This is a genomic window from Vagococcus martis, assembly GCF_002026305.1.
In the GTDB taxonomy this organism is placed as follows: Bacteria; Bacillota; Bacilli; order Lactobacillales; family Vagococcaceae; genus Vagococcus; species Vagococcus martis.
This window is the reverse complement of record NZ_MVAB01000001.1, coordinates 282,577-300,964: the sequence shown is the minus strand read 5'-3', so window position 1 is coordinate 300,964 and position 18,388 is coordinate 282,577. Positions and strand designations below refer to the sequence as shown.

The 18,388-nt window shown below is 33.7% G+C and carries 21 protein-coding genes and 1 pseudogene; 16 read left to right on the top strand and 6 right to left on the bottom strand.

Features of this window, described 5'->3' with window-relative positions; genetic code table 11:
* Positions 1–15: 15 nt before the first annotated feature.
* Positions 16–705, bottom strand: coding sequence for an alpha/beta fold hydrolase (locus BW731_RS01510; RefSeq protein WP_079345114.1), 690 nt, complete (start codon positions 703–705; stop codon positions 16–18).
* A 22-nt stretch (positions 706–727) separates the two neighbouring features.
* The gene (locus tag BW731_RS01505) at positions 728–1,543 is read right to left on the bottom strand and encodes an NUDIX domain-containing protein (RefSeq protein ID WP_079345112.1); all 816 of its coding nucleotides are present in this window, start codon (positions 1,541–1,543) and stop codon (positions 728–730) included.
* Between the two features lie 182 nt (positions 1,544–1,725).
* Between BW731_RS01505 and BW731_RS01500 the strand changes: the two genes are divergently transcribed.
* From BW731_RS01500 to folP, 9 genes are all read left to right on the top strand, one after another.
* Entirely contained in the window at positions 1,726–2,037 is a 312-nt protein-coding gene (locus tag BW731_RS01500) for a rhodanese-like domain-containing protein (RefSeq protein ID WP_079345110.1), read from the top strand.
* Positions 2,038–2,039: 2 nt separating this feature from the next.
* Positions 2,040–3,680 carry an FAD-dependent oxidoreductase gene (locus BW731_RS01495; RefSeq protein ID WP_079345108.1) on the top strand — a complete coding sequence of 547 codons (1,641 nt, stop codon included), beginning with the start codon at positions 2,040–2,042 and terminating at the stop codon, positions 3,678–3,680.
* 19 nt (positions 3,681–3,699) lie between these two features.
* A complete protein-coding gene (locus BW731_RS01490) occupies positions 3,700–3,960 on the top strand; it encodes a metal-sensitive transcriptional regulator (protein WP_071456657.1) in 261 nt (86 codons plus the stop codon).
* Positions 3,961–4,152: 192 nt separating this feature from the next.
* Positions 4,153–5,349 (top strand): serine hydrolase, encoded by a 1,197-nt coding sequence (locus BW731_RS01485; protein WP_079345106.1) that lies wholly within the window; start codon positions 4,153–4,155, stop codon positions 5,347–5,349.
* 140 nt (positions 5,350–5,489) lie between these two features.
* A complete protein-coding gene (gene folB, locus BW731_RS01480) occupies positions 5,490–5,852 on the top strand; it encodes a dihydroneopterin aldolase (protein WP_079345104.1) in 363 nt (120 codons plus the stop codon).
* 1 nt (position 5,853) lies between these two features.
* Positions 5,854–6,342, top strand: a complete 489-nt coding sequence (gene folK / locus BW731_RS01475; protein WP_079345102.1) for a 2-amino-4-hydroxy-6-hydroxymethyldihydropteridine diphosphokinase — start codon at positions 5,854–5,856, stop codon at positions 6,340–6,342.
* Position 6,343: 1 nt separating this feature from the next.
* Positions 6,344–6,907: a GTP cyclohydrolase I FolE gene (folE, locus tag BW731_RS01470; RefSeq protein ID WP_079348515.1), complete on the top strand. Its 564-nt coding sequence runs from the start codon at positions 6,344–6,346 to the stop codon at positions 6,905–6,907.
* 2 nt (positions 6,908–6,909) lie between these two features.
* Positions 6,910–7,476, top strand: a complete 567-nt coding sequence (locus tag BW731_RS01465) for a non-canonical purine NTP pyrophosphatase (protein ID WP_079345100.1) — start codon at positions 6,910–6,912, stop codon at positions 7,474–7,476.
* 1 nt (position 7,477) lies between these two features.
* Complete coding sequence (folP, locus tag BW731_RS01460) at positions 7,478–8,254, top strand: dihydropteroate synthase (protein WP_233120415.1); 777 nt, start codon at positions 7,478–7,480, stop codon at positions 8,252–8,254.
* A gap of 35 nt (positions 8,255–8,289) precedes the next feature.
* Here the strand turns inward: folP and BW731_RS01455 are convergent, their stop codons facing one another.
* A complete protein-coding gene (locus tag BW731_RS01455; RefSeq protein WP_079345098.1) occupies positions 8,290–9,297 on the bottom strand; it encodes a helix-turn-helix transcriptional regulator in 1,008 nt (335 codons plus the stop codon).
* 12 nt (positions 9,298–9,309) lie between these two features.
* Positions 9,310–9,882: a hypothetical protein gene (locus BW731_RS01450; RefSeq protein ID WP_079345096.1), complete on the bottom strand. Its 573-nt coding sequence runs from the start codon at positions 9,880–9,882 to the stop codon at positions 9,310–9,312.
* 359 nt (positions 9,883–10,241) lie between these two features.
* Between BW731_RS01450 and BW731_RS01445 the strand changes: the two genes are divergently transcribed.
* The 5 genes from BW731_RS01445 (at position 10,242) to BW731_RS01425 (ending at position 15,488) form a co-directional block, all read left to right on the top strand.
* Positions 10,242–11,267 (top strand): threonine aldolase family protein, encoded by a 1,026-nt coding sequence (locus BW731_RS01445; protein WP_079345094.1) that lies wholly within the window; start codon positions 10,242–10,244, stop codon positions 11,265–11,267.
* 121 nt (positions 11,268–11,388) lie between these two features.
* Positions 11,389–12,315 (top strand): AAA family ATPase, encoded by a 927-nt coding sequence (locus tag BW731_RS01440; RefSeq protein ID WP_079345092.1) that lies wholly within the window; start codon positions 11,389–11,391, stop codon positions 12,313–12,315.
* Between the two features lie 3 nt (positions 12,316–12,318).
* A complete protein-coding gene (locus tag BW731_RS01435; RefSeq protein ID WP_079345090.1) occupies positions 12,319–13,344 on the top strand; it encodes a DUF58 domain-containing protein in 1,026 nt (341 codons plus the stop codon).
* On the top strand, positions 13,341–14,516 hold the full coding sequence (locus BW731_RS01430; protein ID WP_079345088.1) for a hypothetical protein: 1,176 nt from the start codon (positions 13,341–13,343) through the stop codon (positions 14,514–14,516). The genes BW731_RS01435 and BW731_RS01430 overlap by 4 nt, the downstream gene beginning before the upstream one ends.
* Before the next feature lie 33 nt (positions 14,517–14,549).
* Positions 14,550–15,488 carry a DUF4129 domain-containing transglutaminase family protein gene (locus tag BW731_RS01425; RefSeq protein WP_158080137.1) on the top strand — a complete coding sequence of 313 codons (939 nt, stop codon included), beginning with the start codon at positions 14,550–14,552 and terminating at the stop codon, positions 15,486–15,488.
* Here the strand turns inward: BW731_RS01425 and BW731_RS01420 are convergent.
* On the bottom strand, positions 15,485–16,366 hold the full coding sequence (locus BW731_RS01420; protein ID WP_079345084.1) for a helix-turn-helix transcriptional regulator: 882 nt from the start codon (positions 16,364–16,366) through the stop codon (positions 15,485–15,487). The genes BW731_RS01425 and BW731_RS01420 overlap by 4 nt on opposite strands.
* 90 nt (positions 16,367–16,456) lie before the next feature.
* On the opposite strand from BW731_RS01420, the gene BW731_RS01415 reads away from it, so the two are divergent.
* Positions 16,457–17,014, top strand: a complete 558-nt coding sequence (locus BW731_RS01415) for a GNAT family N-acetyltransferase (RefSeq protein WP_079345082.1) — start codon at positions 16,457–16,459, stop codon at positions 17,012–17,014.
* Between the two features lie 63 nt (positions 17,015–17,077).
* Here BW731_RS01415 and BW731_RS01410 read toward each other — a convergent pair whose 3' ends face one another.
* Positions 17,078–17,281 carry a hypothetical protein gene (locus BW731_RS01410; protein ID WP_079345080.1) on the bottom strand — a complete coding sequence of 68 codons (204 nt, stop codon included), beginning with the start codon at positions 17,279–17,281 and terminating at the stop codon, positions 17,078–17,080.
* A 98-nt stretch (positions 17,282–17,379) separates the two neighbouring features.
* Here BW731_RS01410 and rbsR point away from each other — a divergent pair.
* Positions 17,380–18,371, top strand: a pseudogene (rbsR, locus tag BW731_RS01405) (ribose utilization transcriptional repressor RbsR).
* Positions 18,372–18,388 lie beyond the last annotated feature (17 nt).

Genomic DNA, 18,388 nt, shown 5'->3' with positions numbered 1-18,388 from the left:
TGCGTATCGCTTTTTCTATATAAAAGATTCAATTTCTTTGTTAACTATTAGGGGACGAGTTCTTAAAATCGAGTGGCCGGTTTTATTTAATACGATTAACTTCGCTTGTTTTAAGGAATCAATAAAAGGGGTGACTTTTTTTAGGTCAATGATGTCTCGATCCCCAAAAATAAATAAAATCGGCATTTTTAACTTCTCACGATAATTTGAGGTGAGAGGTAGGTTTTTCATGGCTAGGCGTAATACCCTAGACCCTTTTTTTAATCTTAGTAACTGTTCACTAACGACACGCAGTGATTTATAGAGCAGTTGCTTGCTTTTTTTTAGTTGGTCAAAACGAATATTAGGGGAAATTAATACCATTTTTGACACACGTTCTGGGTAATAATTGGCAAATGATAGGGCAATATTTGCACCATCGCTAAATCCTACCATAATGGTTTGTTCAATTTGCTCATTTTCCAAGATGGCTAGTACATCATCAAAAATGGCTTGAAAATCAAGTTGTTCACTTTGATTTGTTGAGCGGCCATGATCTCTTGTATCCATCAAAATAAGTAGATGGTTTTTTTTAAAGACGTCGATTTGTTTTTGAAAAGCTTGATGTGAGCCACTATTTCCATGAATGAAGAACATGGGTGTCCCTTGGCCTAACACTTTGTAAAAAATATGGCTTCCATCAGTTGATGAGACGATTTTTTCCATAAGATTTTCCCCCAGTAATGACTTAAGATTTTAGTTCATATATTTTTGATGGTCGGCCAACACCGGTTGCACGTTCACCGATTTCATTAAAATAAGGAAGCATGGCTTTTTTGTAGTTCGAATGATCGATATCTTTAAAATTTACACCTAAAAATTTGGCATAAACTTTTCTTGCTTCACTTATTGTAAAATCATTTCCTAAAACACGCAAGACTTGTGGCTCGTGATACATTTTATTGCATACACGGTTAAAGGCTTTAATAATAATCTTCGCGTGGTCAAAGGCTAGAGAGTCTTCGCCAATTGACTCACCAGTTGTAAGATTTAAACAAATCGTCGCATCTGAATGATTAGTTAGTTGTAGCAACTCGCCTTCACGTGTTAAATCAAACCATGATGCTTGTGCGGCTTCATCTCCTGCATCTAACGGTTCCTCTCCAATAAACGCTAAGTAACTGACTGTAATAACCCAACCACGAGGGTCACGTCCAGGTGTGCTAAATGTATGGAGTTGTTCTACATGTTCCCGAGTTATTTCAACGTTTGTTTCTTCTTTTGTTTCTCTAATGCAACTATCAGCAGTTGCTTCTCCTGGTGTAACAAATCCACCAGGCAAAGCCCATGAGTCTTTAAAAGGGTGTGTATTACGTTTTATTAGCAATACTTTTAGTGCATCTTGTTCTTTGTTATAACAAAATAAAACATTGTCCACGGTAACAGATGGCATATCTTGTGTAGGGAAATGTTGTTTTTTGTACCAATTTAAATATTCTTCTTCACTAACTTGCGTTTCGTAGTAGTGTTGTTCTGTTGTTTTTTTTGTCGAAAGACGACATATATAACTACCTCTCTTTTCAAACTTACTAATCTTTCTCTATTTTATCAGATAAAAGTGATTTTTAAACCCATTAAGAGTCGAAATAGGTAAAAAATACATTAAAAAAATGAGCAAAATACTTTCTTTTTTATAGGGTAGGGGGTATATTGAGTTTGTAAGACACAAAACTCTAGGAGGCATATATGTTTTTATTTAAAAAAGTACCAAGTATTACAGCACAAGAATTACAAGAAAAGTTGAAAAAACCGATCGAGTTAATAGATGTGAGAAGTCCGGAAGAATTTGCGCAAGGTCATATACCAAAAGCAAAAAATGTTCCTCTAGATAAAATACAATCCTATAAACCAAAAGGAAAAACAGTTTATGTGGTTTGTGCTTCAGGACCAAGAAGTAAACGTGCAACACAGTATTTAGTTAGTCAAAATGTTGATGCTTATAACATTGAAGGTGGCATGATGATGTGGAATGGAACATTGAAAGTGGGGTATAAATAATTATGAGAACAATTATCGTAGGCGGCGTTGCAGGTGAGATGTCTGCGGCAACAAGATTAAGACGTTTAGATGAAGAGATGGACATTGTGATTATTGAAAAAGGACCATATGTATCATTTGCGAACTGTGGTTTACCTTATTATGTATCAGGTGAAATCAGCAATCGTGATGACTTATTGGTTCAAACGCCTGAAAAATTAAAAGCTAGATTTAATTTGGATGTAAAAGTTGAAACAGAAGTGATTTCTGTTGATGCAGATAAAAAAGAAGTGACATTATCACATAACGGTCAAACAGAAGTAATGAGCTATAATAAATTAGTTCTATCACCAGGAGCAAAACCATTTATTCCGCCTTTAGATGGCATTAATGACGCAACAAACTTATTCACATTAAGAAATGTGCCTGATGTTGACAACGTGATGACCTATTTAGACCATCACAAACCTAAAAAGGCTGTGGTTATTGGGGCAGGATTTATTGGATTAGAGATGGCAGAAAATTTAGTTCATCGTGGGTTAGAAGTAACGATTATCGAGATGGCACCACATGTTTTACCAACAGTTGATGCTGAAATGGCATCTTTTATCACAAACGAGTTACGTGCTAAAGGTGTGAACGTATTGACTAGTCAAGGTGTTGTGGCAATGGAAAATAACGGTCAAACACTTGTATTGAACACTGGTGAAAAAATAGGGACTGATTTAGTTTTAATGTCTGTTGGGGTGCGACCTGAAAATGGACTAGCTGAATCTGCTGGTATTGAGTTAGGTATGCGTGGGGGTATCTTAGTTGATGATTCTTATGAAACAAGTGTTAAAGATATCTATGCAGTAGGTGACGCAATTATTGTAAAAAATCAAATTAACAATGAAGATGCGATGATTGCACTTGCTTCTCCAGCCAATCGTCAAGGTCGTCAGGTAGCTGATGTGATTGCTGGTATGCCACGTAAAAATAAAGGAAGTATCGGAACAGCGATAGTTCGAGTGTTTGAACAAACGATTGCTTCAACAGGTTTAACAGAAAAACAAGTCAAAGATTTAGGCTATAAGTATCATGTCGTTCATGTTGACGGAAAAAACCATGCAGGGTACTATCCTGGTGCTAGCATGATTTTCTTAAAGTTGATATTTAACCCAACAACAGGTAAAATCTATGGTGCACAGGCTGTAGGTAAAGAGGGTGCTGATAAACGTATTGATGTGTTAGCTACTGCGATAAAAGGCGGATTGACTGTTGAAGATTTACCAGAATTAGAATTAACTTACGCCCCACCATTTGGATCAGCAAAAGATATTGTGAATATGGTTGGTTATGCTGCGTTAAACATTATCGAAGGATTAGCCGAAAATATCCAATTATCTGAATTAGAACAGGCCAAAGAAAATGGAGCAGTATTAGTTGATGTACGAACACCTGAAGAGTTTGAACAAGGAACGATTGAAGGGTTTGTTAATCTACCACTGAATGAAATTCGTCAACGTGCAAATGAATTACCAAAAGACAAAGAAATCATTTTAAGCTGTCAAAGTGGGCAAAGAAGTTATATTGCGCAACGTATGCTTGCACAAATGGGTTATGACGTGAAAAACTTGGATGGATCATACCTACTATATAAGGCAATTAACGGAATTTCATAAAAAATAAGGAGTGGACACAATGGAAGACACAAAAAGAAAAGTTAGTAATCGTTTGAAGCGTTCGGAGGGACAAATTAGGGGAGTTCTTAAAATGTTAGATGAGGACAAAAGTTGTCGTGATATTGTGGTGCAACTATCTGCTATCCGCTCAAGCATTGATAGAGCAATTGGTGTCGTTGTGGCTGAAAATTTGATTGATTGTATCGAAGAAGAATCAATCACTCAAGAAGACCGTGATGAAAAAATCAAAGAAGCAATTGATTTAGTCATTAAAAAATAAAAGATTGAACCAGCTATTTGTATTGATGGATAGTTGGTTTTTTTTATCCTAAAAAATTGAAAGAAAAAACATCTGAACGCGTTATCTTTATAAATAGATGATTTATTTTTAATAGAAAGTAGATAAATAGAAAATGAATGTGCTATCATGATTGAGTGGATATTATTATATAAATAGTTGGGAGAGTATTGATTGAAAAAAAGGATTGTTATTTTAGTGGGGATGTTAGTCGTGTTAGGGATCGTTACAGGGTTTTCAGTAAAGTTAGTGAAAGGTGTCAATGCATCTAAAAAAACAGTAGCAGTAAGCAAATCAAGTACTGAAAAGACAATTTCAATTAAAACAAACGGAGAAAAAGAGGCAAGTAACAAAGAAAAGAAAAGCATATTTGATGAAGAACAGGTTGTATCAGACCATATTTATCCTTTGACAGATTTAGCAACACAACAAGTTAGTGAAGATAAATTGCCAAAAGGGACAGTCGTAAATGTCAAACCAGTTAAAGGTGACACTGATTGGGTCGAAATAGTAAGTGACCCTCCTAAAGGTTTTATTGAAGCAAAATATTTATCGCATCGTAGTGAGTATATTGACAAGCGAGAAAAGAAAAGAGTCAAAAAGTTAAAACCAAAAGCTTTAACCAAACAGCTTGACCAAGCCATCGACAATTTTTTAGCTCAAAATGGTGGCGATGTTAGCGTGTATCTTGAAACTGTCAATCATGATTATTCTTATAGTTATGATGGGGATAAAGTGAGACGAACAGCTAGTAGTATTAAGTTACCATTTATTGCCTACTTGATGACGTTAGCTGATGAAGGAAAAATAGATTTAGACACAAAGTTAACTTATACAGCGAATTTTAAAATTGATGGCACTGGGATTATTCAATTTGAACCAATCGGCACACAGTATACGATTAAGCAGTTGGCTGAATTAGTTATCAGATACAGTGATAACGTGGCTTATTTAATGCTGTTGAATGACATAGGGGAACCAAATTTTGTTCAATTTTTAGCAGAACTAGATCCTCAATCACCAAATAACCGTGTGTTTTCAACGCCACGAATTTTAACTAAAGCCATGGAATATGTATACGAAGAAAAAGATTCTAATAAAAATATGAAGCTACTTTATGAGTGGATACAAAATAGCACATTTGATGATGGTGTGGATGTTGGTTTACCTGGAGTTGATGTGGCACATAAAACAGGTTGGATGCCAATGTATACAGTCAGTAATGACATTGCCTTAGTGAAAGATAAAAAACAACCGTACTTTATCACCATCATGACAAGCGGATATGACAGTTCATACAGTGAGCAGTCTATCTCTGATTTGTCTGCGATAATTGATGATTACATGTTGCAATTAGATTTATCGAACTAATCGTTTTACCTTATCTAGAAGGAATGATTCTTTTAGATAAGGTTTTTTTTCTGGTTTTATACCAAAAATGACTCTTTTTTGACAGTTTTATGTATAATAGCACTAAGGATTGCCAATACTATATTTGTAAGGAGATCATTATGGGAAAAGTTAGAATTAATAACATGCTAGTTTATACGTATAACGGTGTAATGGGAGAAGAAAAAGTACTAGGACAAAAACTAGAATTAGATATAGAGTTGACGTTACCGCTAGAAAAAGCAGGTAAAACAGATGATTTACATCAAACTATTAGCTATGCTGATGTGTATACAGATGTCAAAACAGCGTTGGAATCTAAATCATTTGATTTGATAGAAGCTGTTACTTACCATGTGCTAGATATATTAGGTGAAAAATATGGTGATATGCTTGAGCATGCTCTAGTTAGAACGAGAAAATATCATGTCCCAATTGCCGGTTTTTTTGATAATGTCGAAATAGAAATGGAAAGAGATTATTAATATGGAAACCTATTTGGCACTTGGAAGTAATATGGGGGATTCACTTCATTATCTAAAACAAGCAGTGGAACAGTTGAATCAACATAGTGAGATTAGTGTTTTAAGTAAGTCAGACATCTATGAAACAGATCCATATGGTGATGTACCACAGGATGATTATTTAAATACTGTCATAAAAATTGAAACAACATTGTCTCCGCATGAGTTATTAAAAACGGTGAATGACGTCGAAGCGAATTTAGATAGAGAACGATTGGTGAGATGGGGACCAAGGACGATAGATATTGACATTGTGTTAATGGGCGATTTAGAAATTGAAACACCTGATTTAATCATTCCACATAAAGAAATCACGAAACGCTCTTTTGTGTTGATTCCTTTAAAAGATGTCTACACTAAAGAAATAATTAAAGGAAAATCACTTGATGAATGGATTGAGTTATCAGGAAATGCTGATGAGGTCAGACAGACAAATGAAAGTTGGGATTAGGATGGAATTAGAAAAGCAAATGCAGATTGAAGAAGCAGTGAAGACGATTTTGACAGCGATTGGAGAAGATGTTGATCGCGATGGATTAAAAGAAACACCAAAACGTGTTGCGAAAATGTATGCCGAAGTCTTTTCTTCAGTTCAAGAAAAAGAATTTACAAACTACAAAGTCTTTCCAAGTTTAAATGAAGATGACATGGTCTTGGTTAAAGATATTGAGTTTTATTCAATGTGTGAGCATCACTTATTGCCATTCTTTGGAAAAGCACACGTTGCCTATATTCCAAGTGATAATAAAGTATTGGGTCTAAGTAAAGTGGCTCGAATGGTTGAATTTTGTGCGAAACGACCAAATGTTCAAGAAGATTTAACGATTCAAATTGCCAACTTAATCAATGAAAAAGTTAAAACAAAAGGCGTTGCCGTATCGATTGAAGCAGAGCATATGTGTATGGCAATGCGTGGTGTAAAAGCTCGCGGTAGTGTGACGAAAACATTCCATTATCAAGGTGTGTTTAAAGAAGATAAAGATGTTAAAAACGACTTTTTACGAGCGTTAGACTAGTCATGCAGTTAATTTTAGCTAGTAATAATAAAAATAAAATACGCGAATTACAACTGGCATTTCCAAGTGAAACGATAGAATCTTATACGACATATAGTGAACCAATTGATGTCGTGGAAAATGGTAAAACCTATGTAGAAAATGCGTTGATTAAGGCTAAGGAGATTGCGAGAATCATTCAAAAACCTGTCATAGGAGATGATGGGGGATTAGAATTGTGTGCTTTTCCTGATAAGTTGGGGATTCAGACATCACGTTTTTTTGAAAAGGGATTAACAGACAGGCAAATGAACGAGCAATTATTGAATTTATTAGAACACGAGAGTGACAGACGATTTAAATTGCATGCTAGTTTAGTTTTATATAACCTTGAAGATAAACCAGTCATTGTCGAAAAAGTATTAACAGGACGGGTATCAAAGACCATTTGTGAAGGTGGCGGGTATGGGTTTGATTCGATTTTAATTCCAACCGGATACACTCAGACTCTTTCGTTACTTAGTATGGAGCAACGTGATGAACTTAGTCCAAGAAATCAGGCGTTTAATGAATTAATACGGAGGCGTTAACATGTTTAAAGATAAACCAATTATGGGCATATTAAATGTGACACCAGATTCTTTTTCAGATGGTGGTGATTTTAGTGATGTCAATTTAGCCATTACTCATGCTAAAGAGATGATTGCTGATGGCGTGGATATTATTGATATCGGGGGTCAATCAACAAGACCAGGATATGTCGAAATTGCTACAAATCAAGAGATGATGCGAGTTATACCAGTCATTGAAGCGATACGAGATTTTAGTGATATTCCTATTTCAATAGACACTTATTTTCCTGAAGTGGCAAAAGCAGCAATCGAAGCTGGAGCAAATATTGTCAATGATATTAAAGGAATGGATATGGATGGTATGGCAGAAGTAGTGGCATCTTATAATGTGCCAGTCATTATCATGCATTCACGCTCGCGCCAAGAAGAGGTATCCATTTTTGATGACTTAGCTCAGTTTTATCAAGAAAAAATTGAACAATGCCAATCGTATAATATTCCAAAAGAAAACATTTGTTTTGATCCAGGGATTGGATTTCATAAATCAATGGAAGATAATGAACTCATTTTATCTTATCCAGAAAAATGTCGTTATGAGGATTATCCATTACTTTACGGGGTATCTAGAAAACGGACAATCGCCCACTTAATTAATGAAGATAAACCAAAAGAACGAGATTTCGGAACAGTAGCAGCTTCTCTTTTCTCATTGGAAAAAGGAGTGGAGATAGTAAGAGTTCACAACGTAAAAGGAATGAAAGACACGCTAACTGTGTGGAATAAATTAAGCCGATAAAAAAAGACGAATCTATTGATAAAGTAGGTTCGTCTTTATTCATTTAGATTAATATCATAGTATGATAGTGTCTTTTTCATGTTATCTACAAGGTATTGTTGCATGTACTTTGGTGAGATGACTTTTACATGAGATCCTTGCTCAAGCAACCACATTTTCACGCCATAACCATTGTTAGCTGGGATTTCTATACGGTGACTGCCATCTTTATTAACCTGTTTTATAACAGAATTTGGAAAGCGGTCTAGTACATAAACAGGGTCATAATAAAAATCAATAATCAATGTAATCGGCTCGCCAAAAAAAGGTAAAGCCGTTTGATTTCTCAAAATACCACCTTGAAAACGATTTGTATAATCAAGTGATTGCCGTTCATTTAATACTTTAATTTTTTTCATATTGTTAATACGAAACTTATTTAATTCATTAAAATCTGTGTCATCTTTGGCAGTATGCTTTGCTGAAATCATAAAAAAGTATAAATCAGAGAAATAAATATCAATAGGTTGCCGTTTAAACACTTTTGTTTCACCATTTTTTGTATAGGTGAATTCGACCATTTGTTGATTTAGCATGGCTTGAACTAATAGTTTTAAAGAAGGATAGATATCTGTTTCCGGTACACCATCGTAATAGAAACGCTCATTAGCCAGTAATTTATCCATAATGGATTTGTCATCCACACTTGTAAATAATTTATGATAAATTTTTTCTAAGTCATGCTTGTGGAACCCTCTACTAGCAAATAATACTTTGAAAATCATAAACAACTCATAATCATCCATGTAAGACCGTTCTTTAAATTCAGTTAGTTGATAGTAGCCTCTTTTACTGCGATTAATTTCTCCTAATTCTTTAAAGGGTGAAAATTTTGAAATTGGGAGTTTTGAATTTAATTTATGAAGTAACTCATCGATAATGGCTATATCTCGTTGGATAGTGCTACCGTTTTTTTGAAATTCTTTCATCAAGTCTACTTTAGATAGAGTATCCCCTTGAAGCAGTCGAATAAAAATCGTGAGTATTCTTTCTTGACTAGACATAATTATACTTCCTCACCATTTTAATTTTCTCAGATATTTTTTAAAAGGAGCTAGATTGGTTAAATAAGCAATAAGAAGACAAGAAATGATTTTATCACCAACCATATCAACAAATGTACTGAAATAAACTGAAGCCATATAAGTATAGCCAGAGTGATTTAATAAAATAAAAACTAAGTCACTTGCCGATTTTTGAATTCCTTTGAATCCACCATAAAGCACAATTCGAACTGGTGTACTAAAAAATGCGCCAATCAGGGCAATGATGATACCTGCCAAAATGGCTTTTTTGTATGAATGCATAAATGATTTAAAAAAATGGGAGACAACGGCAATTGAAAGACTGACTAGCATAAAGGGAAGTGCAAGTGGGCCATGAATGACAGATAGTAAAAAGTGTGTTCCAATAGCTGTCAGTAAACCATATTTTAATTTAAAATGTGATGAAATAAAAATCGTACCAATTGAATCTAAAAATAAAAAGGGTACACCAGAGAACGTGATAATAGAACCTAGTAATGTATTTGTTGCAATGGCTGTCGCAAGGTAGGCCATTTTCTTTGAAGATTTTCTTGAATTGATCATGCGTGTATCTCCTTTAAAAATATCACTTTATTATATAACATTATAATAAACATATAATGAACTAATATTTATTTATCATATATTTTTAATTAAGTAAACTATAAAAATTCTTGAACATTCTTTTAATATCCATATTTTATATAAATGATAGATATTTTATATCATTTCCTCAGAATTGGTTCATATTTTTCAGAAATAATTATGAAAATTATTTGACTTAATAAAACGAATAAATTAAGATACAATTAATATTTAATGAGTATTTTTTATAAATATATCCTTTTTAAACAAAATATAAATGTATAATCAAGGGATAATCTAATTTGATCGTTTGAAAAATAAGAAATGGAGGTATGTGGATGATATCATTTGCAAATGACTACCTTGAAGGTGCTCATGAAAAAGTTTTAAATCGGCTTATCGAAACAAATATGGAACAGGAATTTGGTTACGGATCTGATTCCTATTCAGAAGAAGCAATCGAAAAAATAAAAGAATTAATAGAGTGTCCTAATGCTTCCATTCGTTTTTTAGTTGGTGGAACTCAAACAAATCAAGTTGTGATTGATTCTGTTTTAGATAAGTTTGAAGGAGTACTAGCACCAGAAACTGGGCATATCAATGTTCGTGAGGCTGGAGCCATCGAGTATAGTGGCCATAAGGTATTAACCTTACCATCTGAAAAAGGAAAAATTTCAGCTCAATCAGTTAATGACTATTTGGATTTATTTAACCAAGATGAAACCAAAGAACACATGGTGACGCCAGGTATGGTTTATATTTCATTTCCTACTGAGTACGGGACACTTTATTCATATGATGAGCTTGAAGAATTGTCGAGAGTTTGTCATGAGAATAATCTGCCTTTATTTATTGATGGTGCTAGACTTGGCTATGGATTGGTTAGTGATGAGGCAGATGTGACAATGAAAGATATTGCACGTTTTTCTGATGTGTTTTATATTGGTGGAACTAAAATAGGTGCTTTATGTGGAGAAGCAGTTGTTTTTACTAAAAACAATGAGCCTAAACAATTTGTTTCAATCGTCAAACAACATGGCGCTTTACTCGCTAAAGGAAGGTTACTAGGGGTTCAGTTTTTAACGTTATTTACAGATAACCTTTATTTTGACATTAGTAAGCATGCAGTCGACATGTCACAAAAAATTAAACGAGCTTTCTTAGATAAAGGCTATGAGTTATACTTTGATTCACCAACAAATCAACAATTTGTCATTATGACAAACGAACAAGTTAAAGAGTTAAACGAGCATATGTCGTTTGCAACATGGGAAAAATATGATGACCTCCATATGGTTATAAGATTTGTTACAAGTTGGGGGACGTCAGAAGAAAATGTTGAAAAATTAATTTCATATATTTAAAGACTTCAAGAGGTGAGTATGTAGCACCTCTTTTTGATTTCAGTATCATTCTTTATAAAATGACCTATTTGTATATAAAATATGCTATATTGATAACAACGAATCAAAAGGAGAAAATCTGATGCAAGAATCTGTCGAAAAAATAAATTTAATTATAAATGAAGTTAAAAAGGTTGTTTTAGGGAAAGATGATGTTGTTAAACTAACGTTAACTTGTTTATTATCAGGTGGTCATGCCTTATTTGAAGATGTACCAGGTACCGGTAAAACAATGTTAGTAAAAACACTTGCTAAAACAATTCAAACAGACTTTTCTAGAATTCAAGCGACGCCAGATTTATTGCCAAGCGATATTTTAGGGGTGTCGATTTTTGATGTTACAGAGCAGCGATTTGTGTTTCATCCTGGACCAATCTTTACAACCATTTGTTTAGTCGATGAAATTAATCGGACCACGCCTAAAACACAAGCAGCTTTGCTAGAAGCGATGGCTGAAAAACGGGTGACAATAGATAATGATACCTATCAATTACCGGATAGTTTTTTTGTGTTAGCGACTCAAAATCCTATTGACTACGAAGGGACGTATCATTTACCAGAAGCTCAGTTAGACCGATTTATGATGAAATTACAGATAGGTTATCCAAGTTTTAATGATGAACTATCACTTATTATGGGGTCAGATAGGTCGTTAATTAATGTGCAACCTGTGATTAACTTGGAGGATATTGCCATTTTAAAAGAAATGGCTTCTAATGTTGTCATTACTGAATCCATTGCATCATATGCATTGGAACTAGTCACAGCAACGAGAAAACATCCTGCTATAGAATTAGGTATTAGTCCTAGAGGGAGTGAAGATTTTATCAAAAGTGCGAAAGCTTTCGCCTTAATTAATGGACGAGATTTTGTATTACCAGATGATTTGCAGTATCTCTTTCCATATATTGCATCACACAGGCTAAAATTTAAACACTTAGGAACTAAGAAACAAGAGAATATCTTGCAAGAAATATTGGAGAAGATTGATATACCAGTTAAGAGGTGAGTTATGTCATACAAAGTAAAAAATCGACTTCATTTCATTAGTTATACTGTATTATTTTTAGTTGTATTGTTTTATACTTTGACGTTTCTAACGACAATAGGATGGATTCTTATTGTCTTTATGTCGATGACTTTAATCGTTTCTTTTATAGGAATAAAGTTAGCTGACGTTGAAAAAATCAGTGTTAAGCTTGATAATTATTTGTTAACGAGCAAGAAGGAAACTATTACAACAGAGGTGACGATTCAAAAAAATATGTCAGGTGTTGTTTTTTTTCCTGTATTAAAGATATCGATTAGTGAGCTAGGGTTTACAAAATATATTTATGGGTATACTGGCAAAAGAGAGACCATCCAAATCGAATGGCAAGCCAATCAAAGAGGGCATTATGAAGAAATACAGGTTGAGTTAGTGTCTAGAGACTTATTTTATTTGTTTTTAAAGGATTATAAACAAAATGTCACGGTTGATTGGAATATTTTACCTCAAACATTTACCAACACACAGGGATTAATGAGGCTGTTTCAATTTGTTTTTAGAAAGCAAGCGTTAGGTGAGGCTTCTTATGACATAAAAGGTTACAGAACATACACTCATGGAGACTCGATGAAACAAGTTGATTGGAAAGTATCTAGTAAACAGCAAGAAATCATGGTTAAAGAGTTTTCTTATGAAAAAGAAGAACTGCCAATTTTTGTTTTCTATGGGCAAACGAGTTTTTATTTTGAGGCCATGTTAGACGTGTTTTATAATGTCTACAATCAATTTGAGCACTCACCAACCTCTTTTTATTTATTAGGTGAAGGGGTTGATGAAGAGAAAATAGATGATGTGATGTCATTTGCTACTATTCGAAAAAAAGAAACCATCGAATTAGCCCGATTTTTAAGAGAGAAAAATAAAAGTGCCATTGTATTTGTACCAGAACTAACCGAGAGAATCAAACAAGAAATTAGTGATTGTGATTCGTCACTAACGATTCAAACTATCACCTACCAAGATATAAAAGAAGGTGGGGATATAGCATGATAAAATATTTTAAAGAAAATTGGGCATTAGGTATACTATCTTTTTTTATGTATTCAGTGGCATTAACTGAAATTGCTCTAGTATTTGATGTTGAAAATCTGACAATCATTTGGTTATTTGTTGGTGGGATATCTCTTGCTGTTAGCTTATTACCCTATTTTTTACTCAGGTTAATGTTATATATCCCGCTTTATGTTATGACATTGTATAGTTTGTCATTTTCTGGCTATTTGTACTCATTTTCTTATTTTTTCACTGATTGGTTTCGTAGTTTATTTGCTTTTATTTTTGAAGGTAGCTCGGATCATTATAACTTAACTATTATGTCAATTATACTATTTGTGATTATCCTACTGCTTGAATGGCAAGTTACAACAACTACTATCACACCACAAATGTTATTTTTTGTTGGGTATTTATTATTGCTAAATGAATTTAATGATTTGTCAGTAACCGTTCCTATTGTGATGATTGTCAGTATTTATTTAATTGAGCGAGTGGTAGTGCATAGTGAAGTTAAAATCAATTCAATGATGCTCTTAAGTATTTGTCTGGCTCTTTTCATTGCAATAGCCAGTATTTATGTGCAATATATGCCGGTAAAAAGTGCTTTAATCACAGCTAGTGCTCCATTGCGTCAAGAGCTAGATAAACGAGGTGTCTACGAATTTATCAATGAACATAAGTTTCGTTTTATGGCACGAACTGGGTTTGGTGAAGATGATAGTCAATTAGGTGGGCCAGTTAAAGATGATGATACATTAGTGTTTGATGTCAAACAAAAAACGCCAAGATATTGGCGAGTCGAGAGTAAAATGGAATACACAGGTAAAGGGTGGGTTAATAAGGATAGTAGTATTTCAGAAACAAGAGAACCAACCCCATCATTATTAATTAATCCAGAAGGGTATACAAATAGCTATAAGGAACCTGAAGATTTAATGTTGCATTTCTATTATGATAATACGTATTTACCGATATCTTACGGCAAGGTTTCTTTACCTGGAAATCAAGGTAGAATTCTATATAAGTACAATGAAACAACTGACCGAGTAAATATGAACCAAAATCCAGGTTCTCAAGACATCATTATGTCTATCGAATCTCCAGATTACGAAGAAGAAACACTACAACAGGCTAAACTAGTTGTACCAGATGAACAATACACCTAATTGCCTGAAAACATACCAAAAAGTATTGAGGAATTGACACGTGAAATAACAGCTGGTAAAGAGACCCTCTATGATAAAGTTAAAGCGGTTGAGTCTTATTTGAAAATATCTTCTCAATATCGCTATTCAAAATCAGGTACTCGACATGTTCCTAAAAATAGTGATTACGTTGAATTTTTCTTGTTTGAATCCAAAGTCGGTTACTGTGACAATTTTTCAAGTGCCATGAGTGTCATGTTACGAAGCATTGGGATTCCAACGCGATGGGTGAAGGGATTTAGTCAGGGGCAAGTCCGAGAAACACAAGATGATTATAGTGTTTATAATATTCGAAACTCTGATGCCCATTCATGGGTTGAAGTCTATTTTGAAGGAAGTGACTGGGTTCCATTTGAGCCAACCCCAAGTTTTACTGGAACACAACAAGTCCAAGAACAGAAAAAAGAAGAAAAAACGACACCATCTTCAAGTGATAAAAAAGAAAATAATACACAACCAAGTTCTACTCAGTCAGCAAAAAGTGTTACCAGAAATCAACAAGAAAATCGAGAAAGCATTATAGATAAAATTAAATTATTTTTCGATGATAATAAGAAAGTTGTAACATTTGTCAGTCAAATAGCTTGTTTAGTATTAGTCATGCTCATTCTGCTTATAGTATTTAAGTATCGCTATTTTATGGGACTACTGATTAGTATAGGGATATTAAAACGATCATTTACACGTATTTATCGTTTGCTACTAAAACAGATAGAAGGAAAATTACCACGTGAAAATAGTGAAACCCTGAATTCTTATGCTGAGAAAGTTTCTGGAGAGATGCCTGAAATTAGTGTGACATTTAGTGAGTTAACTCGTGAGTATGAAGCAGTAACTTACGGTGTTAGAAAAGATGTGACAGTATCAGAAAATCAAAAAAATAACATACTCGATTTATCAAAATATCTGATAAAAACAAAGAAGAACACTTAGGAAAAATCTAAGTGTTCTGGTGAATCTGGAACAAAGTGACTAGGAGAAATCTCTGTCACTTTTTCTGTATTAGGTACTTCTTGAAATTGACATGAATTGATCCATACGGTTCCTTGCCCAAGTAATAGAATACCGATGTTGATCACATCTGCTTGTAATGGAACGTCTAAAACACATGAATAAAAGTTCCAATCTGTACTTTCCGTAATTAATCTATCTTTCATATTATCAAATGCAAGCATGTCATAATATTTTGAATCAATCCGAACCCATAAACCACTGGACCCATTGGATAATTCAGTTTTTAAAAAAGCTGAGAATTTCACACGTTTTCCTTTAAACTTTTCCGCTTTGAATTGTTGCATGATTGTCCCAAATTCTTCGTCATTAAAGTCATCACAAATGGAAAATAGTTTTGCTGATTGGTTAGATATATGTGTAATATTAGTATCAATAGCCATATCGTATTTATTACTTGCCAATCCTGATTTAAACCATCCGGGAATAGTAGATTTTTGATTAGTCATTAGGTAGTCTCCTTTATTCATGATATTTTTATGTAACATTCGGAACTTTTTCGGTGGAATTTGAAATTTATTTTTAAATGCTCGAGTGAAAGCTTCTTGAGAGTTAAAAAAGGAAAGAATAGAAATATCTAATATGCTTAGTTCAGAGTGCTTTAAGAGAAGAGAGGCTTTTACTAATCTTTGTTGTTTAATATAGTCGTAAAGTGAATAGCCAGTTTCTTTCTTAAATAATCTATGAAAATGATAATTTGAATAACCAATGTAATCTGATATTTTATCTAGACTTATTTCTTCGTCAATATGTTGTTGTATAGAAGTAATTGCTTTAGAAACATAGTTAGAATAATTCATTTAACAGACCTCCTTTGACACATAAAGTGTATCATAGGCGAAACTAATTTTTTTGACTTATATTGCTAAAAAATAAATGAGGTGATACAAATGGAAATATCACAAGAGATGGTATTAAAAGAACATAGTGTGATGGAAACACCACGTTGCTTATTACGAAAGATTACGTTAGATGATGTTGATGATATGTATGATTATTGTTCGATGAAAGAAGTAAGTCATTATACAAAATTCAGCGCACATCAGTCAAAAGAAGAAACATACACTGTCATTGAGCAAATTTTTATCCCAAAACAACTTACCAAGTGGGGTATTGAATTAAAAGAGACAAACAAACTAATCGGGACGATTGATTTTATGTCCATTGATAAAGACTGTGCTACGATTGGATATGCACTGTCTAAGAAATACTGGGGTCAAGGTATTGTGCCAGAAGTAGCGGAGAGATTACTTCAACTATCTTTTGAAAAACTCGATTTAAAAGTAGTTTATGCGACCCATCATAAAGATAATCTCAATTCAGGTAAAGTGATGCAAAAAATTGGGATGAAGAAAATAGGCACAGATTATTATATCAATTTTAAAAACAAGCCACTTGTTGAAACAATGAAGTATGCCATTACATTTGAAGATTATTTTAAAAGATAGTGTCACTTATGCTATTATGAGATATGTAAAATAAAAAAGCGTTATCACATGTTTGATAAACGCTTATGACTTGTCCTTGATTTGACAGCTTTTTTGTCTATTAAAAAAATAAATAGTAAGAAACCAAACGATACCAACAACTTGTATAGCACCACCGATTTTAAACGCAACCGAGCTATATGATGTATCGTTAAAAAGTGTCATGATGATTAAAGACAGGCCAATAAGAATTTTAGATGGTAAACTCTTTTTACATTGGCATCCCATAAATAGTCTCCTTAAGTCTTAATACTATATAGGGTATCATGTAAGAGGTTATAAAGGCAATAGAATTGTTTTACTATGAAGAACGAAGGAAGAACGATATGGCAAATAAAAAAGTAACGATTAAAGATGTTGCAAAACAATCGGGGGTATCTATCACCACTGTTTCCCAGATTTTAAATGGTAAAAAACATCAATTTCATCCAGATACGGTAAAAAAAGTATTGCAAGCACAAGAAGAATTAGGTTATGCACCTGATTATTTTGCTCGCCGAATGGTCATGAAAAAAAGTTTGACGATAGGGATTATCGTTCCAGATATTACTAATCCTTTTTTTGCGACCCTTGTTAAAGGGATTGAAGACGTGCTTTTTAGTTCTGGATTTATGACAATTCTGTGTAATGTTGACATGAATCTTACTAAAGGAAAAAAAGCAATTGAAGCACTTAACCACCGAGGGGTTGATGGGGTGATTTTGGCTAGTTCAGGTATTTCAATTACAGAAGTACTCAATCGAGAGCTGTTGCAAAAAATTCCTATCATAGAACTAGATCAACAAGTTACAACTCAGACATTTGATTCTGTTAGAACAGATGATTATCGCGGCGGCGAACTTGTTGCAACTTTATTGAATGATACAAAACATAAACAAGCTGTCGCATTATTTCCTAAAGATATGAGTCCTAATATATTAAAACGATTGATTGGTTTTACGGAAAATTTTAATGGTCAAGTTGAAGTATTTCCGACTGAATTATCAAAACAAAGTGGGAAAGAGATGGTTAAAACTATTTTAAATACAAACGCGACGGCTATTTTTGCAGCAAATGATGAAATAGCGTTTGGCGTGTATGCTGGTCTCAGTGAAGTTGGAAAAAAGTTCCAGATGATTACAGTGTAGTAGGATACGATAATATAGAGATGAGCGAGTATGTGTATCCACCGCTTACAACCGTATCACAGCCAATTTTTGAATTAGGACAAAAAACAGCCGATTTATTAATTGATCGTATCAACCATCCGGATAAAGACGAAACAGAATTAATTTTACCAGTCACATTAATTGAACGATTATCTGTAGCACGCCCTTGAAAACTATTTCAAAGTGT